The 20,498-nt window shown below is 39.9% G+C and carries 23 protein-coding genes and 1 pseudogene; 3 read left to right on the top strand and 21 right to left on the bottom strand.

Features of this window, described 5'->3' with window-relative positions:
* Nucleotides 1–70: 70 nt before the first annotated feature.
* Complete coding sequence (locus V7D18_RS24240) at nt 71–1,390, bottom strand: replication-associated recombination protein A (protein ID WP_426158260.1); 1,320 nt, start codon at nt 1,388–1,390, stop codon at nt 71–73.
* A gap of 281 nt (nt 1,391–1,671) precedes the next feature.
* Between V7D18_RS24240 and V7D18_RS24235 the strand changes: the two genes are divergently transcribed.
* Nucleotides 1,672–2,790, top strand: a complete 1,119-nt coding sequence (locus V7D18_RS24235) for a glycoside hydrolase family 5 protein (protein ID WP_426158258.1) — start codon at nt 1,672–1,674, stop codon at nt 2,788–2,790.
* A gap of 85 nt (nt 2,791–2,875) precedes the next feature.
* Here the strand turns inward: V7D18_RS24235 and V7D18_RS24230 are convergent, their stop codons facing one another.
* Nucleotides 2,876–3,235 (bottom strand): heavy-metal-associated domain-containing protein, encoded by a 360-nt coding sequence (locus V7D18_RS24230; protein ID WP_426158256.1) that lies wholly within the window; start codon nt 3,233–3,235, stop codon nt 2,876–2,878.
* Nucleotides 3,236–3,362: 127 nt separating this feature from the next.
* Nucleotides 3,363–3,566, bottom strand: a pseudogene (locus V7D18_RS24225) (polysaccharide deacetylase family protein); the annotation flags it as partial.
* Nucleotides 3,567–3,781: 215 nt separating this feature from the next.
* Between V7D18_RS24225 and V7D18_RS24220 the strand changes: the two are divergent.
* Nucleotides 3,782–5,779, top strand: a complete 1,998-nt coding sequence (locus V7D18_RS24220) for a methyl-accepting chemotaxis protein (RefSeq protein WP_426158254.1) — start codon at nt 3,782–3,784, stop codon at nt 5,777–5,779.
* A 3-nt stretch (nt 5,780–5,782) separates the two neighbouring features.
* Here V7D18_RS24220 and V7D18_RS24215 read toward each other — a convergent pair whose 3' ends face one another.
* The 15 genes from V7D18_RS24215 to V7D18_RS24145 all read right to left on the bottom strand — a co-directional run bounded on the left by V7D18_RS24215 (nt 5,783) and on the right by V7D18_RS24145 (nt 17,742).
* Nucleotides 5,783–6,544 carry an MBL fold metallo-hydrolase gene (locus tag V7D18_RS24215; protein WP_426158252.1) on the bottom strand — a complete coding sequence of 254 codons (762 nt, stop codon included), beginning with the start codon at nt 6,542–6,544 and terminating at the stop codon, nt 5,783–5,785.
* Nucleotides 6,545–6,564: 20 nt separating this feature from the next.
* Entirely contained in the window at nt 6,565–7,059 is a 495-nt protein-coding gene (locus V7D18_RS24210; protein ID WP_426158250.1) for a pyridoxamine 5'-phosphate oxidase family protein, read from the bottom strand.
* A gap of 43 nt (nt 7,060–7,102) precedes the next feature.
* Nucleotides 7,103–8,074 carry a phosphate acetyltransferase gene (gene pta, locus V7D18_RS24205; protein WP_426158248.1) on the bottom strand — a complete coding sequence of 324 codons (972 nt, stop codon included), beginning with the start codon at nt 8,072–8,074 and terminating at the stop codon, nt 7,103–7,105.
* A gap of 209 nt (nt 8,075–8,283) precedes the next feature.
* Nucleotides 8,284–10,008: a methyl-accepting chemotaxis protein gene (locus tag V7D18_RS24200; protein ID WP_426158246.1), complete on the bottom strand. Its 1,725-nt coding sequence runs from the start codon at nt 10,006–10,008 to the stop codon at nt 8,284–8,286.
* A 245-nt stretch (nt 10,009–10,253) separates the two neighbouring features.
* On the bottom strand, nt 10,254–10,997 hold the full coding sequence (locus tag V7D18_RS24195; protein ID WP_426158244.1) for a phosphotransferase: 744 nt from the start codon (nt 10,995–10,997) through the stop codon (nt 10,254–10,256).
* Nucleotides 10,998–11,030: 33 nt separating this feature from the next.
* Complete coding sequence (locus V7D18_RS24190) at nt 11,031–11,876, bottom strand: GNAT family N-acetyltransferase (RefSeq protein WP_426158242.1); 846 nt, start codon at nt 11,874–11,876, stop codon at nt 11,031–11,033.
* Between the two features lie 23 nt (nt 11,877–11,899).
* Complete coding sequence (locus V7D18_RS24185) at nt 11,900–12,349, bottom strand: SufBD protein (RefSeq protein WP_426158240.1); 450 nt, start codon at nt 12,347–12,349, stop codon at nt 11,900–11,902.
* 40 nt (nt 12,350–12,389) lie between these two features.
* Nucleotides 12,390–12,848 carry a VOC family protein gene (locus tag V7D18_RS24180; RefSeq protein WP_426158238.1) on the bottom strand — a complete coding sequence of 153 codons (459 nt, stop codon included), beginning with the start codon at nt 12,846–12,848 and terminating at the stop codon, nt 12,390–12,392.
* Nucleotides 12,849–12,852: 4 nt separating this feature from the next.
* Entirely contained in the window at nt 12,853–13,731 is an 879-nt protein-coding gene (locus V7D18_RS24175; protein ID WP_426158236.1) for an NAD-dependent epimerase/dehydratase family protein, read from the bottom strand.
* Nucleotides 13,732–13,835: 104 nt separating this feature from the next.
* The gene (locus tag V7D18_RS24170) at nt 13,836–14,147 is read right to left on the bottom strand and encodes a hypothetical protein (protein WP_426158234.1); all 312 of its coding nucleotides are present in this window, start codon (nt 14,145–14,147) and stop codon (nt 13,836–13,838) included.
* Between the two features lie 32 nt (nt 14,148–14,179).
* A complete protein-coding gene (locus V7D18_RS24165; protein WP_426158232.1) occupies nt 14,180–14,620 on the bottom strand; it encodes a GNAT family N-acetyltransferase in 441 nt (146 codons plus the stop codon).
* Nucleotides 14,621–14,630: 10 nt separating this feature from the next.
* Complete coding sequence (locus V7D18_RS24160; RefSeq protein ID WP_426158230.1) at nt 14,631–15,131, bottom strand: GNAT family N-acetyltransferase; 501 nt, start codon at nt 15,129–15,131, stop codon at nt 14,631–14,633.
* Nucleotides 15,132–15,146: 15 nt separating this feature from the next.
* Nucleotides 15,147–15,683 carry a dCTP deaminase gene (gene dcd / locus V7D18_RS24155; RefSeq protein WP_426158228.1) on the bottom strand — a complete coding sequence of 179 codons (537 nt, stop codon included), beginning with the start codon at nt 15,681–15,683 and terminating at the stop codon, nt 15,147–15,149.
* A gap of 54 nt (nt 15,684–15,737) precedes the next feature.
* Nucleotides 15,738–16,283, bottom strand: coding sequence for a dTDP-4-dehydrorhamnose 3,5-epimerase family protein (locus V7D18_RS24150; RefSeq protein WP_426158226.1), 546 nt, complete (start codon nt 16,281–16,283; stop codon nt 15,738–15,740).
* A gap of 37 nt (nt 16,284–16,320) precedes the next feature.
* A complete protein-coding gene (locus V7D18_RS24145; RefSeq protein WP_426158225.1) occupies nt 16,321–17,742 on the bottom strand; it encodes a PLP-dependent aminotransferase family protein in 1,422 nt (473 codons plus the stop codon).
* Between the two features lie 104 nt (nt 17,743–17,846).
* On the opposite strand from V7D18_RS24145, the gene V7D18_RS24140 reads away from it, so the two are divergent.
* On the top strand, nt 17,847–18,722 hold the full coding sequence (locus tag V7D18_RS24140) for a DMT family transporter (protein ID WP_426158223.1): 876 nt from the start codon (nt 17,847–17,849) through the stop codon (nt 18,720–18,722).
* 89 nt (nt 18,723–18,811) lie between these two features.
* On the opposite strand, the gene V7D18_RS24135 is transcribed toward V7D18_RS24140, so the two are convergent.
* Genes V7D18_RS24135 through V7D18_RS24125 form a run of 3 tightly spaced genes read right to left on the bottom strand, consistent with a single transcriptional unit; the run spans nt 18,812 to nt 20,433 of the window.
* Nucleotides 18,812–19,504 (bottom strand): aspartate/glutamate racemase family protein, encoded by a 693-nt coding sequence (locus V7D18_RS24135; protein WP_426158221.1) that lies wholly within the window; start codon nt 19,502–19,504, stop codon nt 18,812–18,814.
* Between the two features lie 40 nt (nt 19,505–19,544).
* On the bottom strand, nt 19,545–20,132 hold the full coding sequence (locus V7D18_RS24130; RefSeq protein ID WP_426158219.1) for an NAD(P)H-dependent oxidoreductase: 588 nt from the start codon (nt 20,130–20,132) through the stop codon (nt 19,545–19,547).
* Nucleotides 20,133–20,178: 46 nt separating this feature from the next.
* The gene (locus tag V7D18_RS24125) at nt 20,179–20,433 is read right to left on the bottom strand and encodes a DUF3781 domain-containing protein (protein WP_426158217.1); all 255 of its coding nucleotides are present in this window, start codon (nt 20,431–20,433) and stop codon (nt 20,179–20,181) included.
* Between the last annotated feature and the right edge of the window lie 65 nt (nt 20,434–20,498).

The following is a 20,498-nucleotide window of genomic DNA, read 5'->3' as shown; positions in this document are numbered from 1 at the left end:
CCGGTCCTAATCATGTTGAATCAGGTCGTACGATATGCCTATTATATACCTTAATATATAAAAAGAAAAGTTATTTTTTCAGAAAGCTCAAGTGTTCCCTGATTTTTTTCTCATATCCGTTTTCCGTAGGCCGGTAAAATTCCGTGCCTTCCAGGCCATCCGGCAGATATTGCTGTTTCACATAATGATTTTCATAATCGTGGGCATAGAGATACCCCTGCCCATGTCCAAGCTTTGAGGAACCTTTATAATGGGAATCCTGTAAATGAACCGGTATGGGCATGGTCTTTTTATTTTTTACCGCATCCTGTGCTTCAAATACTGCGATACACGCCGCATTGCTTTTGGGGGCACATGCCACATAAGTAACTGCCTGGGATAAAATGATCTGGGCCTCCGGAAGTCCGATCCGCTCCACTGCCTGTGCCGCCGCTACTGCCACCACAAGCGCCTGCGGATCTGCATTCCCCACATCTTCTGACGCACAGATCATAATTCTTCTGGCTATGAATTTAATGTCCTCCCCTGCATAAAGCATCCTTGCCAGATAATAAACTGCTGCATCGGGGTCCGAACCTCTCATACTTTTAATAAATGCAGATATGGTATCGTAGTGGTTATCACCGTTTTTATCGTACCGGACTGCACGTTTCTGAATGCATTCCTGCGCCACTTCCATATCAATATGAATTTTCCCGTCATGAGGATCCCGTTCCGTTGTCATGACGCCAAGCTCCACCGCATTTAACGCTGCTCTCGCATCGCCGTTTGCCACATCTGCCAGAAAATCTTCTGCCTCCGGATCAATGACTGCGTCATAGGCGCCCATTCCCTTCTCTTTATCGTAAACTGCCCGTCTGATCAGTTCCTTAATGTCTTCTTTCTCCAGTGTCTTCAGTTCAAATACCCGGGAACGGGAAAGAAGGGCACCATTTACCTCAAAATATGGGTTTTCCGTGGTAGCGCCGATTAATATTAATGTTCCGTCTTCTACAAAAGGCAGAAGATAATCCTGCTGCCCCTTATTGAACCTGTGAATCTCATCTACAAAAAGAATGGTCTTCTTCCCGTACATCCCAAGAGAATCCTTAGCTTCTTTTACAATTTCTTCCATATCTTTTTTTCCGGCCACAGTTGCATTGAGCTGTTTGAAATCCGCACTGGTGGTATTGGCAATTACCCTGGCCAGAGTGGTTTTCCCCGTTCCCGGAGGTCCGTAGAATATCACAGATCCCAGTTTATCCGCTTTGATCGCGCGGTAAAGGAGCTTATCCTTTCCGATAATATGCTGCTGGCCCACCACTTCTTCCAGGGTGGACGGACGAAGCCTGGAAGCAAGAGGGGATTCTTTTTCCATCGTGTTTTCCCTCATATAATCAAATAAATCCATTTTCTTCTCCTCCATACGTTATCCCGTATCCAGATAAACAGGGCTTATTCTGATCTCTTTTTCTTTATTATGGGCAGTGTCCGGTCATTTGTCAAGAACATTTGTTCTCTATGCATCCATATGTATTATCACTCGCTTTTTCTCTAAAATCTGCTGCCTAATCTATAGTTGTTGCTATTTATCTTATTTCACAGATTTTATTGCATTAAATTTCATTTTAAACTGATACAAGACGTGTTATTCTCTGATTGTAGTAAAAAAATATTTTTATAGGAGGGTATATGAGTACAAAAAACATGAAAACTACGAGTATTATGTCAGAACAGGCAGGGCTTATGAATGAGACCGCCGCACAAAAAGCAGGCAGGCCTGCAGCCATCCGGAATATCTCTTCCACAGAACTGGTCAGGGAAATCCATATCGGATGGAATTTAGGAAATACCCTGGATGCAACAGGAGGTTTTGGCCTTTCTTCCGAAACATCCTGGGGGAATCCAAAAACGAATAAAGCCATGATTGATAAAATCAAAGCAGGTGGCTTTAATACCTTAAGAGTTCCAACTACCTGGGAAAAACACCTAGGACCTGCACCGGATTACACCATTGATCCTGCGTGGCTTAACAGGGTTGTGGAGGTTGTAGATTATGGCATCAATAACAAGATGTTCGTTATTTTGAACCTTCATCATGAGGAATGGCATTTTCCTTCCTTCGCAAATGAAGCTGCTGCTACCAGGATACTTACAAAAGTATGGACCCAGATCGCGGAAAGATTTAAAAATTATGATGAGCATCTGATCTTTGAAGGTCTGAATGAGCCACGGCAAAAGGGTACGGCTGATGAGTGGAACGGCGGCAATAAAGAAGGCCAGGAGGTCGTGAACCGCTTCAATGCAGCTTTTGTAAAGACCATTCGCAGCTTAAGCGGCAACAACTCTTTAAGACATTTAATGATACCGCCTTATGCTGCTACTTCAGCCACAAATGCCTGGGATAACTTTGTTATACCAAAGGATAATAAGATCATTGTCTCTATACACGCTTACACTCCTTATGACTTTGCCCTGAATACTTCCGGAACTTCGGAATGGCGTCTTGATAACGGAGCAGATACCGGGGCCATAACCTATCTGATGGACAGTATTGACCGATATTTCATTTCCAAAGGTTATCCGGTCATACTTGGTGAATTCGGTGCAATGAATAAGAACAATCTGAAACAGCGTACTGACTGGGCTAATTTCTATGTAAAATCAGCCAAAGCGAAAGGGATTCCCTGCATCTGGTGGGATAATGGTGCCATAAGTGGTGATGGCGAGCTCTTTGGTCTGCTCGACAGAATAAATTATACCTTTTATTACCCCGATATTGTAAATGCAATGATGAACGGGATTCGATAAATCCGTCTGATCAAAGAGGCTGCTGCTCCACAAGTTGATATATCACTTATGGAGCAGCAGCCCCTCTGCGCCGAAAGCATTAAGGTTAAAGGAACCGGCCTGGAAAATAACCAGCCTTTTTTACAATATCTCTCATCTCTCCATCTGCTAATTTTTCTTTCATATGAATCACAATCTGCTTTTTTTCTAAATCTGCGGCCGCATAAATCCCATTAAGACTGTTGAATGCATTCTCCACTTTTTTTCTGCAGTTGGCACAGGTCATTCCATCTACTTGAAGAGTCACGGTAAACGGATAATGGGATTCATTGGTGTCTGCAGCTTTTACTTTCTTAACTTCTTCACTGCCGCTTCCACAGCAGCCCTGCTTTGTCCTTTTAATTGAACTTTTTAATCCAAAATAGCAGATCACAATTAAAATCGTACAAATTACGGCTGTTGACATATTAACTCCTCCTTTGTTATATAATGGACATTTCTGTTCTAAGAATATTATATAACGAAAATGCCAATGTGGAAGAGCTTTTAATGATACTTTTTTTCAATTCCGGCAGCAAATCCTGAAACATTCATTAATCAATTAATAATTCATCCGCTGTAACAAACGTATAACCCTGTTTGGTTAATACATCAATCGCCTCCAGCGCAGCTTCTACAGATGTAGGGAATACATCGTGAAGAAGTATGATATCACCAGGCTCCACATGTTTTACTATGTGGCGGACGATTTTTTTTGTATTCTGGGTCTTCCAGTCCAATGTATCCACATTGCATAAAGCTGGAAAATACTTCTTCCTTTCCGTCACTCTTTAACTGTAAAACAGTAGAATTTGTTAAACTTTTGTCGACATAATATGTCGTATTTTGTCGATAAAAGTTTTTTCATTTATCAATAATTTTGTTTACTTTTTTGTATAATTATAATAAAATTTATCCATAATCGGTTTTTTTATTGTTATATTTTACCCCACAATACGAAAAGGAGAAAAATATGAATAACAACAAATTACAAAAAGTGACAACAATTAAAAGAAAGATACGGTTTATGATCATGGTAATGGTTTCTGCATCACTTATCTTTGTAGGTTTTTTAACATGTTTGCTCAACTTTTCGTCAACAATCTATATCTTGAAAAATAATTTAAAAACAACTGCCGCAGCGGCAGCAGGTCAGGTAGAATATCGTCTGAAATCCACATTAAATATTGTAGAAACATTAGGCACCGTAAAAGAGTTATCAGTAGATACAATGCCAATTACTGAGAAGTTGGAAATATTAGAACATTACAAAAAATCATATAACTGGAGCCAGGTCTATTTATTTGATAAAGAGGGAGTTAGTCTTGCAAATTCAGAGTTAAACGTTTGTGACAGACAATACTTCATATCCGCACTTGCTGGTAAATCAAATATCAGCGATCCAATTTACAGCAGAGACTCCGGAGAATATGTGTGTGCTGTTGCGGCTCCAATCTGGAAGGACGGTATCCAGAATACAGAAGTCATCGGTGCAGTTATGGCATGTATGGATGTAAGCTCTCTCAATACTCTGGTTTCTTCCATAAATGTCAGTAAGAATGGATATGCCTACATCACTGACAGCAAGGGAACGATGATCGCACATCCAAACTATGAATTAATCAAAAACCAGACTAATTACATAGAAGAATCTAAAAAAGACCCCCAGTATGCATCTTTGGCAGCAATACTGAAAGAAATGATTTCCGGAAAAAATGGTTTTGGATCTTACAAATATCAAGGGCAGAATAAATATCTTGCTTATGCCCCAATAGGAGAAACCAACGGCTGGAGTATTGCAATCAGTGCCCCTGTCAATGATTTTTTAAGTGGAACGGTCCAGAGTATCGCCATGACCATTGCAGTGATTGTACTGGCTCTTATCATAAGCTTTCTATCCGCTGCTAAATTGGCAAATGCCATTGGGAAACCGATTCAGATATGTACAACCCGGCTACAGAAGCTTGCAGAAGGGGATTTCCACAGTATCGTTGCAGACATTAAGACCAATGATGAGACAATGTTGTTGACTCAGTCAGCAAAAATGTTAACAAGTTCTCTTCAATCTATCATTGAAGATATAAAATATCTTCTTGGAGAAATGGCAAGAGGAAACTTCTCAGCAAAGCCTCAGATACCAGAAAGCGCCTATGTGGGTGATATGCATGAAATTTATACATCCATCACCTATATGAGCAATAATATAACAAATACGTTGCATCAGATTGATATTGCCTCCAGTCAGGTAACCTCTGGAGTAGAACAACTGGCGGCAAGCGCAACCGGACTGGCTCAGGGGGCTACCGAACAAGCCTCTTCCGTAGAGGAACTTGCAGCATCTTTTGATGAAATTTCTTCACGGACAAAACTAAATACCTCCAATGCAGCAGCTTCAGAAAAGTACATGTCAGAGCTGGGGGAAAAAATTAAATTCAGCAACGATCAGATGAATAGTCTGATTTCTGCAATGAGGGAAATAAATACCACTTCTGCTGAGATAGGAAAAATAATTAAAGTGATAGAAGAAATTGCTTTCCAGACAAATATTCTGGCCCTGAATGCTGCGGTAGAAGCTGCACGCGCAGGAAGCGTCGGCAAGGGCTTTGCTGTTGTTGCAGATGAGGTAAGAAGTCTGGCCGCCAAATCCAGTCAGGCCGCCAGCAGTACAACTGCACTGATAGAGCGATCCATTCTCGCGGTAGAAGAAGGGTCACGTATGGTTGATGAAACAGGTTTATCATTAAAGGAAGTTGTGGAAAAAACCGAAATCGCAGTAAGAAGTATGAGAGAAATAATTTCAGCTACAGAACAGGAAAATGATGCAATCAACCAAATGCTCATAGGTGTCGATCAAATTTCCAATGTTGTGCAGTCTAATTCTGCTGCAGCAGAAGAAAGTGCTGCTACAGCAGAAGAATTATCTGCACAGGCTGTGTCATTAAAATCACTGGTCGGATCATTTAAATTTTAAATATCAAAGCCAGACAGCCCAGTCTCCGAAATCAAAGGTACCGCTACCATGATGAAGGACGCCATCCGCTTCCAGCTGGCGGAAAGCGTCCCTCATACGGCTTAAAATCTCCGGGTGAATGTCCAGGCTGTGATGAGCCGGAAATACTTTTTTAACAGGCAGCGCTGCAATTTTTTCCAGAGACTCAAGATATGCCTTGGGATCGGTGGAAGGATAGTAAGCAAACAGCGTATCTTTATAAACAAGATCACCGGTAAATAAGTATCCCCGCTTCGCTTCCCAAAAACACAGATGTCCGGGAGAATGCCCAGGTGTATGTAATGCAGTAATCTCCCGCCCTCCCAGATCAATGGTATCACCGTCTTTCAGTACCCGTGCAGGAACTCCCTGAAAGAACTTGTAAGTAGTGATATCATACCCCTCCGGCAGATCACACCGGTCAGTAACCATATCACGGATTGTATCCACAGATAACGGAAAACCTCCGTTCAGCCATTCCAGTTCCGCTTCATGCGCATAAAAATCCGGATAATATTGGTGCCCGCCGATATGGTCCCAGTGGATATGTGTCGCAGCTGCAGTTACCCTTTTATCTGTGAGACGCATTACTTCTTCTGAAATATTGCAGATGCCAAGACCGGTGTCTATAAGCAGACATCGTTCTTCTCCTTCCAGCAGATAACAGTGAGTCTCCTCCCAATGGCGGTATTCGCTGATGATGTGAGTATCCGAATCAATTTGATCAAGTGTAAACCACCTGTCCATTTAAATCATCCCTTTTTCATTTATTGTATTTCTTTTTGCTTAACCAATTCAATTGATTCTTTCCCGCTCATATGTTCAATTTCAAGTTCTATCATGCAGACAGCTTTTAACCCTTTGTCAATTGCCTGTGAACGCCTGGCCGCTTCTATATCAGGTGAGTATCTTGCTGTTAAAATTTCAAGCGCTCTTCTTTTCTCCTCTTCATCCATGATACGGGCTCTGCCAAATACAATGACACTGCGAAAATATGTGGTATATTCATCCTGTACAACCTGATCCTGATCAATTACACAAAATGAAACTTTTTCATTTCTTGTAATTCCATCTAATTTATGACCTGTTTTTGCACCATGAAAGTAAATCTTATTATCATGGTATACATAACTTAAGGGGACAGCATATGGATAATCATCATCACCAGATACAGCAAGCACTCCGGACGTTGCCCGTTCCAGAATCTGAATGCTTTCTTCTGCTGACAGTACCTGATTTTTACGCCGCATTTCTCTAAACATATAAAACTCCTTTCACGAAGACAGTGAACTATCTGTTTGTAAGCTATATAAGTGCTGCTGTAATAATAGACATTTTATAAACCTCGTCTGCATTACAGCCTCTGGAAAGATCATTAATCGGTGCATTTAATCCCTGCAGGATGGGTCCGAAAGCTTCAAATCCGCCTAAGCGCTGTGCAATTTTATAACCGATATTACCGGCATTGATATCCGGGAAAATGAAAACATTGGCCTTTCCTGCAACCGCTGATTCCGGAGCTTTCGTTTTTGCCACAACAGGAGAAAATGCCGCATCAAACTGCAATTCTCCGTCTGCCGGAAAATCCAGATTCATGGCTTTTAATTTCTCAGCTGCCATTCTCACCTTATCAACCGACTCTCCCTTTCCTGACCCCAGTGTGCTATAGGAAAGTAAGGCAACCTTTGGATCGATGGAAAATCGTTTGGCTGTCCGGGCTGTTTCACATGCGATTTCCGCCAGCTCCCCGTCATTGGGATCAAGGTTTATGGCACAGTCACCCATGGCATACATCTCATTCCCACCTTCTGTTTTCCTGGAAAGAATAAAACAGCTGGAAACAATTTTGCTGCCAGGTCTGGTTTTAATCAGCTGAAGGGCAGGCCTCACTGTGTCTGCAGTGGAATAAGTTGCTCCTCCCAAAAGGCAGTCTGCCTTACCCATTTGAACCAGCATGGTTCCAAAATAGTTGGACTTTTTGAGAGCTTCGCGGCAGGCTGCTTCGTCCATTTTACCTTTTCTTAATTCTGTCATTTTTAATACCATTTCATCCAGACCATCATAATTCAGAGGATCGATCATCTCAATTTCATCAATCGGCTTGTTACACTCTCTGGCTGCAGCGTTGATCTTATCCGGATTCCCCAGCAAAATGGGAGTTAGAATTTCTTCGCGATACAGGCGGCTGGCTGCTTCTAATATTCTTGGATCAGTCCCCTCAGTAAAAACAATTCGCCTTTTTTGCAATTTCAATGCAGCAATCATTGGTTCAAACATATTCAATTCCTCCGTATCTTGTTTTCTATTCATTTTTTCCATTTTAAGATTTTTATATTACTTAACCAATTACAAATATTATAGCCTAAGTAATGAAATATAACAATCAAACCAGTGTCTTTAAATTAATACAACCCGGACTGTAATATAACAGTCCGGGCTATTCCCAAAACATACTTATTCAAATAATAATTGATAATGAAAAGGGGTCATACATCTGCAAGCTTAAACTTACCCACTTCGCTATATAACAGGGCTGCCTGACCTGACAGTTCTTCACTGGAAGCGGCACTTTCCTCCGCAGTCGCAGCATTTGTCTGTACAACAGAAGAGATCTGCTCAATTCCCTGATTAATCTGGGAAATAGAGACAGCCTGTTCAGAGGAAGCCTCTTTAATCTTAAGAATAATCTCATTAATCTGAGATGCCTTTGAGGAAACACGTTCCAGCGCATCTGCCGTATCTTCTGCCAGCTTTGAGCCGTCTGAAACTGCTTTAATGGAATCTTCAATGAGGGAAGAGGTCTGCTGCGCTGCGCTGGCAGATTTTGTTGCCAGATTCCGGACCTCATCTGCAACTACCGCAAAGCCCTTTCCTGCTGCGCCTGCTCTTGCTGCCTCTACAGCCGCATTCAATGCAAGAATATTGGTCTGGAATGCGATATCATTAATTACTGCAATGATCTTATTGATCTGACCGGAGGAACTGCCAATTTCTTCCATGGAAGCCAGCATCTGCTTCATGGAAGCATTGCTCTCATTAATATCCATGACTGTCTCTCCGATATAATCAGCGGCTTCTGTCACACTGGCTGCATTCTTATGTACCAGCTGAGACACATCTGCAATGGAAGCAGACAGTTCTTCCACAGAACTCGCCTGCTCTGTTGTGCTCTGGGCCAGGGACTGTGCGGTATCGGAAATCTGCCTGGAACTCGAATCTATATGTCTGGAAGAATCCGCAATTGTGGACAGTGTCTTATTCAGAGAGGAGGAAATACGAAGCAGGGAACTTTTAATAGAAGAAAACTTGCCGGAGTATTCCTGACTTAATGTAATTCTCATATCTCCCCCAGCCATAATGTCAAGTACCTCAGTGATCTCATTGATATATGAATTATATTCATTCAACTGCCGGAGCGTCTGTCCGGTTGCCTCACAAAGCTGTCCCAGTTCATCTCTGGTGATTTTTTTCTCATCTATTTCAAGAGATAATTCTCCCTGGGCAATCCGTTTGCTGATACCGGTAATATACTGGATATTCGTTTTTAAATAGCGGAGAGTCTGAATCGAGAACAGAGCAATTAAAAAAATCACAACAGCTATAGTGGCAACTGATGTCCGGATACTTTGGGTTACACTGTTTTCAATTTCAGCAGATCGGGTATTGGCATAATCCTCAAGCAGTTCTGTCATCAAATTAATGTCTTCTCTTGCTTTGTCAAAGCTGGACTGTGACAACTCCATATCCCCTGTATCATTTTTAATGTCATATGCATTCAGCCATGTTTGAAAGTCTGCCTGAAAAGCTGTATATAACTGCTCCAGAGTTAATTGGGCTGTGGAATGCTGATAGTTCCGGTAAAGAGCTTCGTTTGATTTTACATTGTCAAGTGCGGAGGAAACCCGGTCCTGAACCTGTTTGACATTTTCATCAAAGTCTGCTATCAGTTTATTTTTGTCTTCATCTTTCAATTTACCCTTTTCCAGATACAGCTCCTTCAGCGCAATAGCTGCCTGATAAAAATCCCGGTCTGCATTCAGGATTTTATCCGTACTGACAAAAACCTCATCGTATAAAGATGTCTTTGAATCTTCCATAATCTTGTTTGATCGATAAATAAAAAACACCAGCAAAAATATGAGTGTGAAAATTGCAGGAAAAATAATCAGCCATAATTTGTTTGCCACTTTTAAGTTTTTTATGATGTTCATAGCCTTTACCTCCGCTCGTTTAGTCAGCTGGTATTTCTTCAGCTCTTATGGATAATATCGACAAAAACGCGAGATAATTAAGTATATTTTCAATAATATTCGCCATATTATTTGACTATTAATTAACAATTACGTTATATTCTATTAATAATATAATTATCAATTATTGTAACATACATATATTTTCAGCGGCAATGCGGTTATAAAAGTTCCTGTCAATGCAGATTCCACTGTTTTTAGTAACATCAGTACATTCGATTTTCTTCCGGGCACTCACCTTTTCGAGCAACAGAAATGGCGGTCAAATAATCTTTTATACTGTCTTTATTTAAATTCATTTGTTCCAGGTATAGCCGTGACAGTGTTTTCTTGAGATTTCTGATCTTCTCTGGATTATCTGCACCGGATGGTACTGGTGTATATTCGATTAAGTATACTGTTCTCGCAATATCATACAGCCTGCTCCCCCGGCATACATTCATAAAATCGATGACAGATATACGATCCTGGAATAGCATTACATTGCCTGGGTGAAAATCACCGTGACACAAAGTCGTTCCATTCTTCAGCTGATCAGCCAGATAAAGTGCATTCTGCCGTTCTTCTTTTGTTATGGAGGCTTTCTTTATCTGGTATATCAAAAAATCTTTGTAATCAGGTACATTTGTGATATCATGTTTCAAAATAGCCTTGTGTGCTTTCGCCATAAGAATTGAACATTTCTCCAGATTACCGGTTCTTAAAGTCCAGTCAAGTAAAGATTCTCCCATCACCTTATCGTACACAATTCCATGTTTTCCTTCATATGTAATAAACTCATATGCTTTCGGTTTTGGAAAATCCATATCATTTACAGCCCTTGCATTTTCAAATTCTCTGATCGCATCCTGACAGGAATAGCCCTCACGAAAAAGCTTCACTACTTTTCCGATTTCCCACTCATATACGGTTGCAGTATTACCGACACCAACTATTTCCCCGAGATTCATTTATACCTCTCCTGTTTACACTTATTTTCTCTGTTATAATTCCAGCTTCATCTCATACTGATTAACTGTATTGTGAAAACCAGCGGCTGAAATAAATTGAAGCATTGCCTCCGAACGGGTATCGATATTCAAAATTTTTATTTGATCCGAATCCGTCTGCTCAATTAAATCTGCCAGTATGCTGCTGCCAATACCTTTGTTTCTCCAGCTCTTATCCACAGCTATCTGTGGAATTTCCCCGGTTGACTTATCGATTATCCCGTAACCAGCAATACAATTGTTTTTGCGCACAGCCGAGATAATAAAGCTCTCCGGTACTGCTTCTATGGATTGTATGGAATTTTGCCAGGATGGGGGAAAATCCCAAAAACTACCAAGCACTTCCCAATCCGGATTTAAAATATGCTCTGCCTGGTGAATGGGATCCGATCTGTCCTTCCCCCGTGTCATCTGACAGCACAGGAATTCTCTCTCCACAGTGAAGCCATTTTTTCTGTAAATATTTGCGGCGGCGGTATTAGAGGTCAGTACTTCCAAAATATATTGTTCTACTCCTGTATCACTAAAATGTTGTTTTGCTGACTGAAGCATATGATTGGTGATCCCCTGTTTTCTAAACTGCGGTATCACCCCGGTTCCTACATCGTATGCCGTAGCTTTTCCATTCCACTTTCTGCAGCCATTTAAAATGAATCCGACCAGACCGTCCTCATCAAAGGCTCCAACGGATACCTTGGGATCAAAGCCTCTCCGTTTCAGCATCTTTTCAAATTGGGCAAATGACATATCCAGGCGGACCTGATAATCGGAAAAGGCTTTTAAAAAAGCCTGATATATTACTTCTCTTTCTACATGTATTAATGACTCATAATGCAGCATTTACAGTCCCCCCTGTGGATTTATCATTTTAACTTATCTATACGGTTTAATGCTTCAGTTATATCTTTATTAACCAATGGCTGCATACTGTCCTTGTACATTTGGGTATTGGCATTACGCAAAGCCATGATGATATCATATGCCAGATCAGGTTTATATTGAGCTACCAGCGGCAACACTTTTATGCACTGTCTTGCCGTAATTGGCTTCTCATCTCCCACGTGTTTAAGAAGCTGATCAATGATTTCATCAATTTTATTTTCCCTGTCCCATTTTGCATTTGCTGCAATTAATATAATTCCTCTGGTTCTGAAATATGAATTAGGATGATCTATTAGTTCAGCAAAAAGATCAAAATATGGGTAAACTGCATCTGAGATTAAACTTTCAGACTCCAGTTTTTTCAAACACTGATATGCATATTTATCGTTTTTGTCTTTTAATCCACACACAAGTTCCAGAATCTGGTCCATATTGTTCACACTCCTCCCTACTGCAAAAAGCCAGAAATACTTAGTTCTTTTTCTGCCTCCAGCTTTGTAACTCAATAATATTGCCTTCCGGGTCCCTGGCATAGACAAAGACAGCTTCTGTATCATTGGGATATTCGGCCGTGACCAATTCACCAACCTGGCTTCCTCCGGCATGTATCATTAATTCCAGGGTTGTCTCTACATCGTCAACTTCAAATGCAATATGGGCAATACCAGGGCGGTTTACTTCTCCTATTACGGTCTCTCTGACTGCATCATAGGAAAATATTTCCAGTGTGGGATGATCGTCACCGTAACCGGGCAGTAATAAGTGTTCTCCCATAATATGGGCATTATTTAAACCTGTCAGCCTGTCCAGCCACTGTCCTTTTAAATCCCGTTCCTCTCCGATACTTTTGCAGTGAAATACTTCTTTGTAAAAGGCAATCAGTTTATCAGGGTCTTTCGCAATAATATTAGTATGTACGTATCGAAACATTTTTTTATTTCCTTCCATATGTGATATCGGACAAATACTCATCAACCAGTTCAAAGATCCAGTCTTTAATATTGGTAAAAGTAAAACCGCATTGTTTCGCCCGGTCTGTGTTAATGCTGTATTCAGGTTCGTTATTGTATGGACCGTTTTCTCCAGCTGCTGTAAGAATTGCTTTGTTCCCCGTCCGCTGCTCCAAATAATCAAGAATTTCCCGTATTGATATTGTTCCATCAGAAGCGCCGTTAATTGGTCCGGTATAATTACTGTCTGCCAGAAATGCCATTAATTTTCCGGCTTCGTCAGACCTTATAAAACTCATCTGGGAATCTGTGTTATCAATATTCATAGGCAGACCATTTTTTACATGTTCAGCATAAAACAACAGTCTTTTTGTGTAATCATCTTTTCCCAATACAAATGGATATCGGACTGAAACGATTTTTCTGTCCGGGTATCTCTGCCATAGTGCGCGTTCTGCCTGTCTTTTTATTTCATCATATGGAAAATCCATTCTTGAACACCAGACCAGTTCTTTATCCTTAGGATTAAAGTCCTCTTCCACGGTATTCCAGTGCTTGGGATCATAAACAGCGGTGCTGGACATCTGAATATATTTATCACAATCAATAACATCAAATATCTGTTTCACATCGTTAGAGCAATATGCCAGTTTATCAATCACCACATCATAATGTGTTCCGGCAAGTCTTTGTTTCAGACTCTCCTGATTGTTCCGGTCCAGAATGATTCTATTAACACTTCTTCCAAACTTATCAGACGTGATACCTCTTGTTGCGATGGAGACATCGTGTCCATTTTGTATTAATTCATTTACTGTATGGATACCAAAAAATCTTGTACCGCCAAACATCAAAATTCTCATATTATTCCTTCTTTTGAAGTTACTTATTTATTAATGTCAGAACCTGGACTTTTCATAGTTATAGTGCAGTATACCAAATGTACCATTGGATCTTCCCCCTTTTATTATGGATAAACAAGCCTGCAGTTTTCCAGCTCATCCGTATCTTTTTCAGAGATATATAGTTCCGCTGACAAAGAAAGGTCATTTCCCATAAAGGATTCTTCCCTAAACAGCTTCACAATAGCTGGATAAGCACCGATCGCATCCTCTGTCTGGAGCCAAAGTGCCAGAGCATTTTCCTCCAGATAATCATACCCATTGTCCTGAACCATTCCGTCAGTTATTTCCTCTATACGTTCTGGAATATAGTAACGCAAATCCAAATCAGCATTTTCAAGTTTCTCCGGAGATAACCGGATAATAATTGTTTGCATGCCATACCTTCCTTTTCTATTTTTACTTCCAGCTATGCTCCTGTATCCTGGTGTACGGGTAATATAATCTCCATTCCAGCCCCTCTGTTATCATTTGGCCGGATATGAAATCCCTGTTTCTGATAAAAACCTTCTTTCCCTATGGCTGCAAAGAGTCCCAATGTAATATTTGTATCTGGAATTCCCTGCTCCCTTACATAAGAAATAAGCCTTTCTATTATATATTTTCCAATACCTTTACCCTGGTATTCCGGTAATACAACCAGATCCTGGATATAGCAGATATAACACCCATCTCCCACAAGTCTGCCCATAGCCACAACCTGTTCCTGATATTTGACTGCTATTATAAATAATGAGTTCTTTAATGCAGTCTCTATCTGCTGCTCTGGTAACTCGCTCCAGCCCGCAGATGTTCTAAGTTTTTGATAATCATTTACAGTCAAAACATTTTCCTGCATCTCAAATTCCATAAATCGCTCCTTACCTGAAATCTTTCGTCATTTTATCACATAATAATATCATGCCATTCTCTTCCACTTCGAAAGTTTCTGACTTTGTAAAACCATGGCTTATGTAAAATTTAATTGCCCGTTCATTAGAAGACAATACTTCCAGTATACAGCACTCACATTTCTGCCGTACCATTTCTTCCTCAATTTTCTGATAGAACAAATGTCCGACTCCAATGCCAATATATTGGGGCAAAAGATAGAATGCGTGCCACTGAGCCTGGGTTTTATCGCTGACTGGAACCGTTCCGAAAACGGTACTTCCTATAATGTTTCCATCGCATTCTGCAATAAGACAGGTATCCCCGTTCTGGATACTTTCCTGCAAAATCGGTTCCCAGTGATCTGCTTTCAACGTTGATAAATACTCTTGATCCATAAGTCTTTCGTATGCAGCCACGTAGCTGCGCCTAATTTGTTCACTGACTTTCTTCATATCATCCGGTGTTGGGATTCGATACGTAATTACCATTTCAGCCTCCATTAATTATCTTACATCGTTATCCATAAATACCTTTGACCCGGTCGCCCCTTTCTGGCCCTGATATTTTCCCCGGTATGGATTCAAAGCATTCTCATCCATCTTGGCAAAAACAAGCTGTCCAACTCTGCGGCCAGACTGCAGCTCAATCGCGCAGCGGTTCGCATTAAACAACTCAAGGGTTATTTCTCCCTCAAACCCCGGATCAACCCAACCAGCATTCTGGATAAAAAGCCCCATCCTGCCCAGAGAACTTCTTCCTTCAACAAATGCGGTAAGATCATCTGGCATTGCAAAATACTCCAGCGTGGTTGCAAGTACAAACTGACCCGGAAGGAGAAGATATTTATCCGTCACAATTGTCTTGTATTTAATCTCGTTTTGCATTGTGATAATTCCGTCTGAAGTATCTTCCACTACACTAAATGTGTTTCCAAGGCGAATATCCACACTTGCGGGCTGAATCTGTCCCTTTTCCAGGGGTTCTATAAACAGAGTTTTTTCTTTTAGCATTTTAATAATTGTTTTATCAGATAGAATCATATCGGCAGCCATCCTTTTTGTCGTTTAATTATTTTGTGGTTTCATACTAAACTTTTAAAGATTTAAATCGCTTTCTGATAACAACGGGGCATTCCTGTCATGAGGTGCGAGTATTGGATCATTCATGGGATATTTAATTCCAATCTCAGGATCATCATATGCGATTTGACGTGACAACCGGCTGTCAAATGGTTCATCGAAACGCATAACATTCATAGTTCCGTCTTCAAGAGATATAAATGCATGACCAAATCCTTTCGGAATGTAAATCTGTCTCCTGTTTTCCGCACTTAATTCTACACCAACCCACTGTAAATACGTGGGCGAACTTCTTCGTAAATCAGCCGCATAATCAATGCCCCTGCCTTTGATACAATACAGAAGCTTTGTCTGTGGTTTGGGATTATTCTGAAAATGAATGCCGTAGAGCGTGCCTGCTTTTTCTGAGAAGTACACCCGCTCCTCAATGTATTCAAAATTGATTTCTGCCTGCTCTGATTCGCTTTTATTATAGATACAGTATGAAAAGCCTCTGTTATCAAACCTGGGATCATATTCAATAATTTTAACATCTTTAAGTTTTGTGCTTTCAATTTTCATAAAATAATCATTCCTCTTCAATTATAGGGAAAATAAATTATAGCCATTCTGACCATGCAGTTTTTAATCGCCTTACACAATCCGGTATATCTTTCAAGTCAATTTTACTGAAACCCATAAAAATAGTATTGGGGGGACAATCCGCCTTCTCCTGCCAGAACTGCATTGTCGGGTATACTCTGACCCCATACTCCATCGCTTTGTTTATCAGCTTCTCCTGATCTGCCATTGATGAAAATTCAAGAAGAAAATACTGGCCGCTGCCGTTTCCGGATATTTTCACTCTATCTTTAACATCCGAAAACTCATCATTAAATCGCTCCAGCCGTTTCCGAAATACATGGTTTAGCCGCCTGATATGCCGGTCATATTCTCCGGTTTCTATTAAGCGGGCTATCGTATACTGATTCAGTACAGGGACCGTACTGTTATAATCCCCGAATTTTTCCAGGTATAATTTCAGCAACTGAGGAGGTAAAATCATATACCCCATCCTGATCGAAGGTGATAAGGCTTTTGAAAACGTACCCAGATAAATCACCCGATCCTCTTCATCAATTGATTGAAGGGATGGAATTGGTCTTGCATAATACCGCAGTTCGCTATCAAAATCATCTTCTAAAATATAAGCATTATGATCCTTTACCCACTGTAATAATTCCAGACGTCTCTTTATGGGCATAGTTACTCCTGTTGGAAATTGGTGTGAAGGTGTTGAATATATTATATAATTCTTAGTCTGCACTGGCAGCCTGGAAACCACCAGCCCATTTTCATCCGTCGGTACTGTCCTAATATCGAGACCATTATTTTTAAAAACCGCCGCTGCTTTGTGGTATCCAGGCTCTTCCATTATTACGCATACTTTTTTATCGTTGAATAAGCTGCATAAATATTCCAGTGATTGCTGAATCCCGCAAGTAATTATTATCTGATTTTCATTGCACCGTACACCTCTGATGCGCATAAGATAGGAGAGCAGATTTTGTCTTAAATACAACTCTCCCTGCTGATCCATATGAGAGGCTAACTTATTTTCGCGGTCCAGCAAATCCAGACATTCTAACATATATTTCCGCCAAAGTGCTTTAGGAAAAAGATCATTGGTATGACTTCCATTTGTCAGATCATATACAACATCTTTTTTCCTCGAGATTTCATGATCTGAGACTATCTGTCCTGTATCCGCACAAAATGACCCTTTGTGGGTTAGCTTCAATACAGGCAATGAAGTAACTGCATATCCCACTCCCTTCTTCGGCGTAATATATCCTTCCGCTAATAGCTGGCTATATGCGCTGTCAACTGTATTTCTGCTTACACTTAATGTTTTTGCCAGTCCTCTGCTTCCAGCCAGAATATCTCCTTCTTTCATTATGCCGTTTACTATTTCCTTTTTTAACTGCTGATAGATTTGCATATACAAAGGTTCTCTGCTTTCTTTCACAACGAAAATCATAAACCCTCCTCATTAGTGGCCCCATTATTTTATGTTTTAGTGGCACTTTTAATAGTACCATCATTGATATATCATAAGTTAAAAATGAACAAAGGAGAACTATCATGGACATAAGTATCAGACACAATAAATCAAAGGATATTCTATTGGAGCTTGTTGCAGTAGCATTCCTGGCTACTGGCGGAATATTTGTAAAATACAGTGCATTGTCTCCAATCAATACAGGATTTTACCGTGTACTGTTTTCCCTGCCGATTCTATATCCACTCGCTTATAAAAACCTGAATCGGCTAAAACGAAAAGATATCATCATCTTATTTTTAGCGGGCGTCTTTCTTGCAGGAGATATATCACTTTGGAATTTATCATTCAGCTTTACTTCGGTAGCTAATGCTAATTTACTGACAAACTTAACTCCGCTCACAGTCATTCCGGTATCCTTTTTCCTTTTCAAAGAAAAGATACCCAAATTTTTCTTCGCGGGGGCTGTAATAACACTTTTGGGAGTATTCATCTTAATTGGCGGAAAAAACAATCCCAATACTTCCAATTATTTTGGTGATTTTTTAGCATTTTGTGCCTCATTTTTCTACGCAAGCTTTCTTTTGATATCTTACAGGCTGCGGGACAGAATTGAGAGCAGTGTTATAATGTTTGTAAGCGGGTTTGGAAGTGTCACAGCTTTATTTATTTCTTCTGCGTTGATTGAGGGTTTTCAGGTTCCAAATGGTATAAACGAGCTCTGGCCATTGCTAGGTTTAACTCTTTGCTTACAGGTAATAGGACATAACCTTCTTGCACATTGCCAGGGAAAAATCAATGTGAATTTGTCATCTATTATTTGTCTTTCACAACCGGCGATTGCATCCGTCTATTCCTTCCTATTATTTTCAGAAATAATATCATCAAAAGAAATTGCTGGAATTATTATAGTAGTGGCAGGTGTTTATCTTGTAAAAGCACAATACCATACAAGTTAAGCGGCTGTAACAGCTAATGAGACAATTATTTCCGATGGCAAATCCTTCAACTTCTTGCCAGTTTGTTTATAAACTAGGCAAGATGAAGATTAGCCAAGAATAGCATTTATTATAGACGCGATGTGTATTTGCATTGTATCCAGGCACGGGACAGAACTCACTTCATCACTTAAAATCAAAGGTAGTTCTGTACAACCCAAAATTACAGCCTGAATATTATCTTCATCTTTCATCTGCATAATTATTTTTTGAAAGCTCTTTCGTGTTTCTTCTTTCACTATGCCAAGTTCCAACTCCTTTGTAATTTTTTCGTTAATAAATTCCATTGATAAACTTGATGGAACCACAATCTCTATATTCTTCTCATAAAAAGGTTTTTTATAAAAATCTCCCGTCATTGTAAAAATGGTTCCAAGCAGACCTATTTTATTTAAACCTCTATGTTCAGCCTCTTGACAGGTCGCCTCAATAATACTGATTAGAGGTATGGATGTTTGTTCTTTAAGCCTGTCGAATACGATATGCGGTGTATTTGCTGATAAAGCAGCTATTTCTGCTCCGCTACGTTCCAAATTATTGATTGCTTCCAGAAGATAATTGGTCAATTCTTCGTGCCTATTTTCTCTGCATAATTTTAAAACTTTAAAAACATTAACACTTTCAATTGTTAATTGAGGATAATAGTCCTTCCCCACTCTTTGTTTAATACCATAAACAATATCGCGGTAATAGGGAATGGTAGACTCCGGTCCCATGCCACCTATCAAGCCTAATTTTTTCACAATATTCCTCCTGCCAGCTGAATTAATCCATATTATTTATTTAAAAATTTAACCCTAACTTATATGCAGTATTAAGATGCACTGCCACCCGTTCCTTTCGTTGCTCCTCATCCCAATGGGTAGTACCATCAAATATAATCATTTCTTTCTCAAGTGCTCTGTTTCTGATCCTATCTCCCATCATCACAGTTCTCATAGCATTAGATTCCCCTGTTTCCTCAAGAGATTCCATTGTTTTTCCAGCACTTAAGATAAATAATGCCTTCTTAAGTACTTTCATTTGGGGATTCGGATTATATGCGAAACCGGTCGTCCAAATCCGGTCAAACCACCCTACTAATTTTGCAGGAGCCTCGGTCCAAAAAACAGGATATATGAATACGATTGCATCAGATTCCTGTATTTTCCGCTGTTCTTCAATAACATCATCAGCCACTGGGATATCCGTTCTGTAATAAGCTTCTCTTTCATATTCGTCTTCTGACATCTCCTCATTAAAATTCATCTCATATAAATCAGAGACAACAAATTCATGATTTGCATCATTTAATCCCTTTAAAAATACCTGTTTGATATCATGCGTAAAGCTTTTTTTACTTGGATGGCAGTACACGACAAACACTCTCATAGTTTTGTCCTCCGCTCTATTTAAGAGAATTTCACTGTTCTTCCCATTATTTCTTTTTATGGGCTGTAATTATTGTAAAACTATGTGCGTTAATAGTTAAAATACAGCCGCCAACATCCACATACCAATTCTTTCCTTTTCTGATTATGATGTCTGCATTTTCAACACAATTTTTACTCCATGCAATTAAATCCGGCGTGTCCAGACTCAGATTCATCCTGATCCTCTGAACACCTAATTCTGTTGTGTGTATTTTATCAAGATTTTTTATTAAATCATTTTCCACAGAATCAATTTTCATCTCATAACTCCCACGTATTAAAATTTATATTATTTTGTTCCAAATGAAATTACTATCCCGATAAT

The sequence above is a fragment of the Lacrimispora sp. 38-1 genome (assembly GCF_049890855.1).
Taxonomy (GTDB): Bacteria; Bacillota; Clostridia; order Lachnospirales; family Lachnospiraceae; genus Lacrimispora.
Note: the sequence above shows the minus strand (reverse complement) of the source record. Positions and strands in the feature narration are given on the sequence as shown.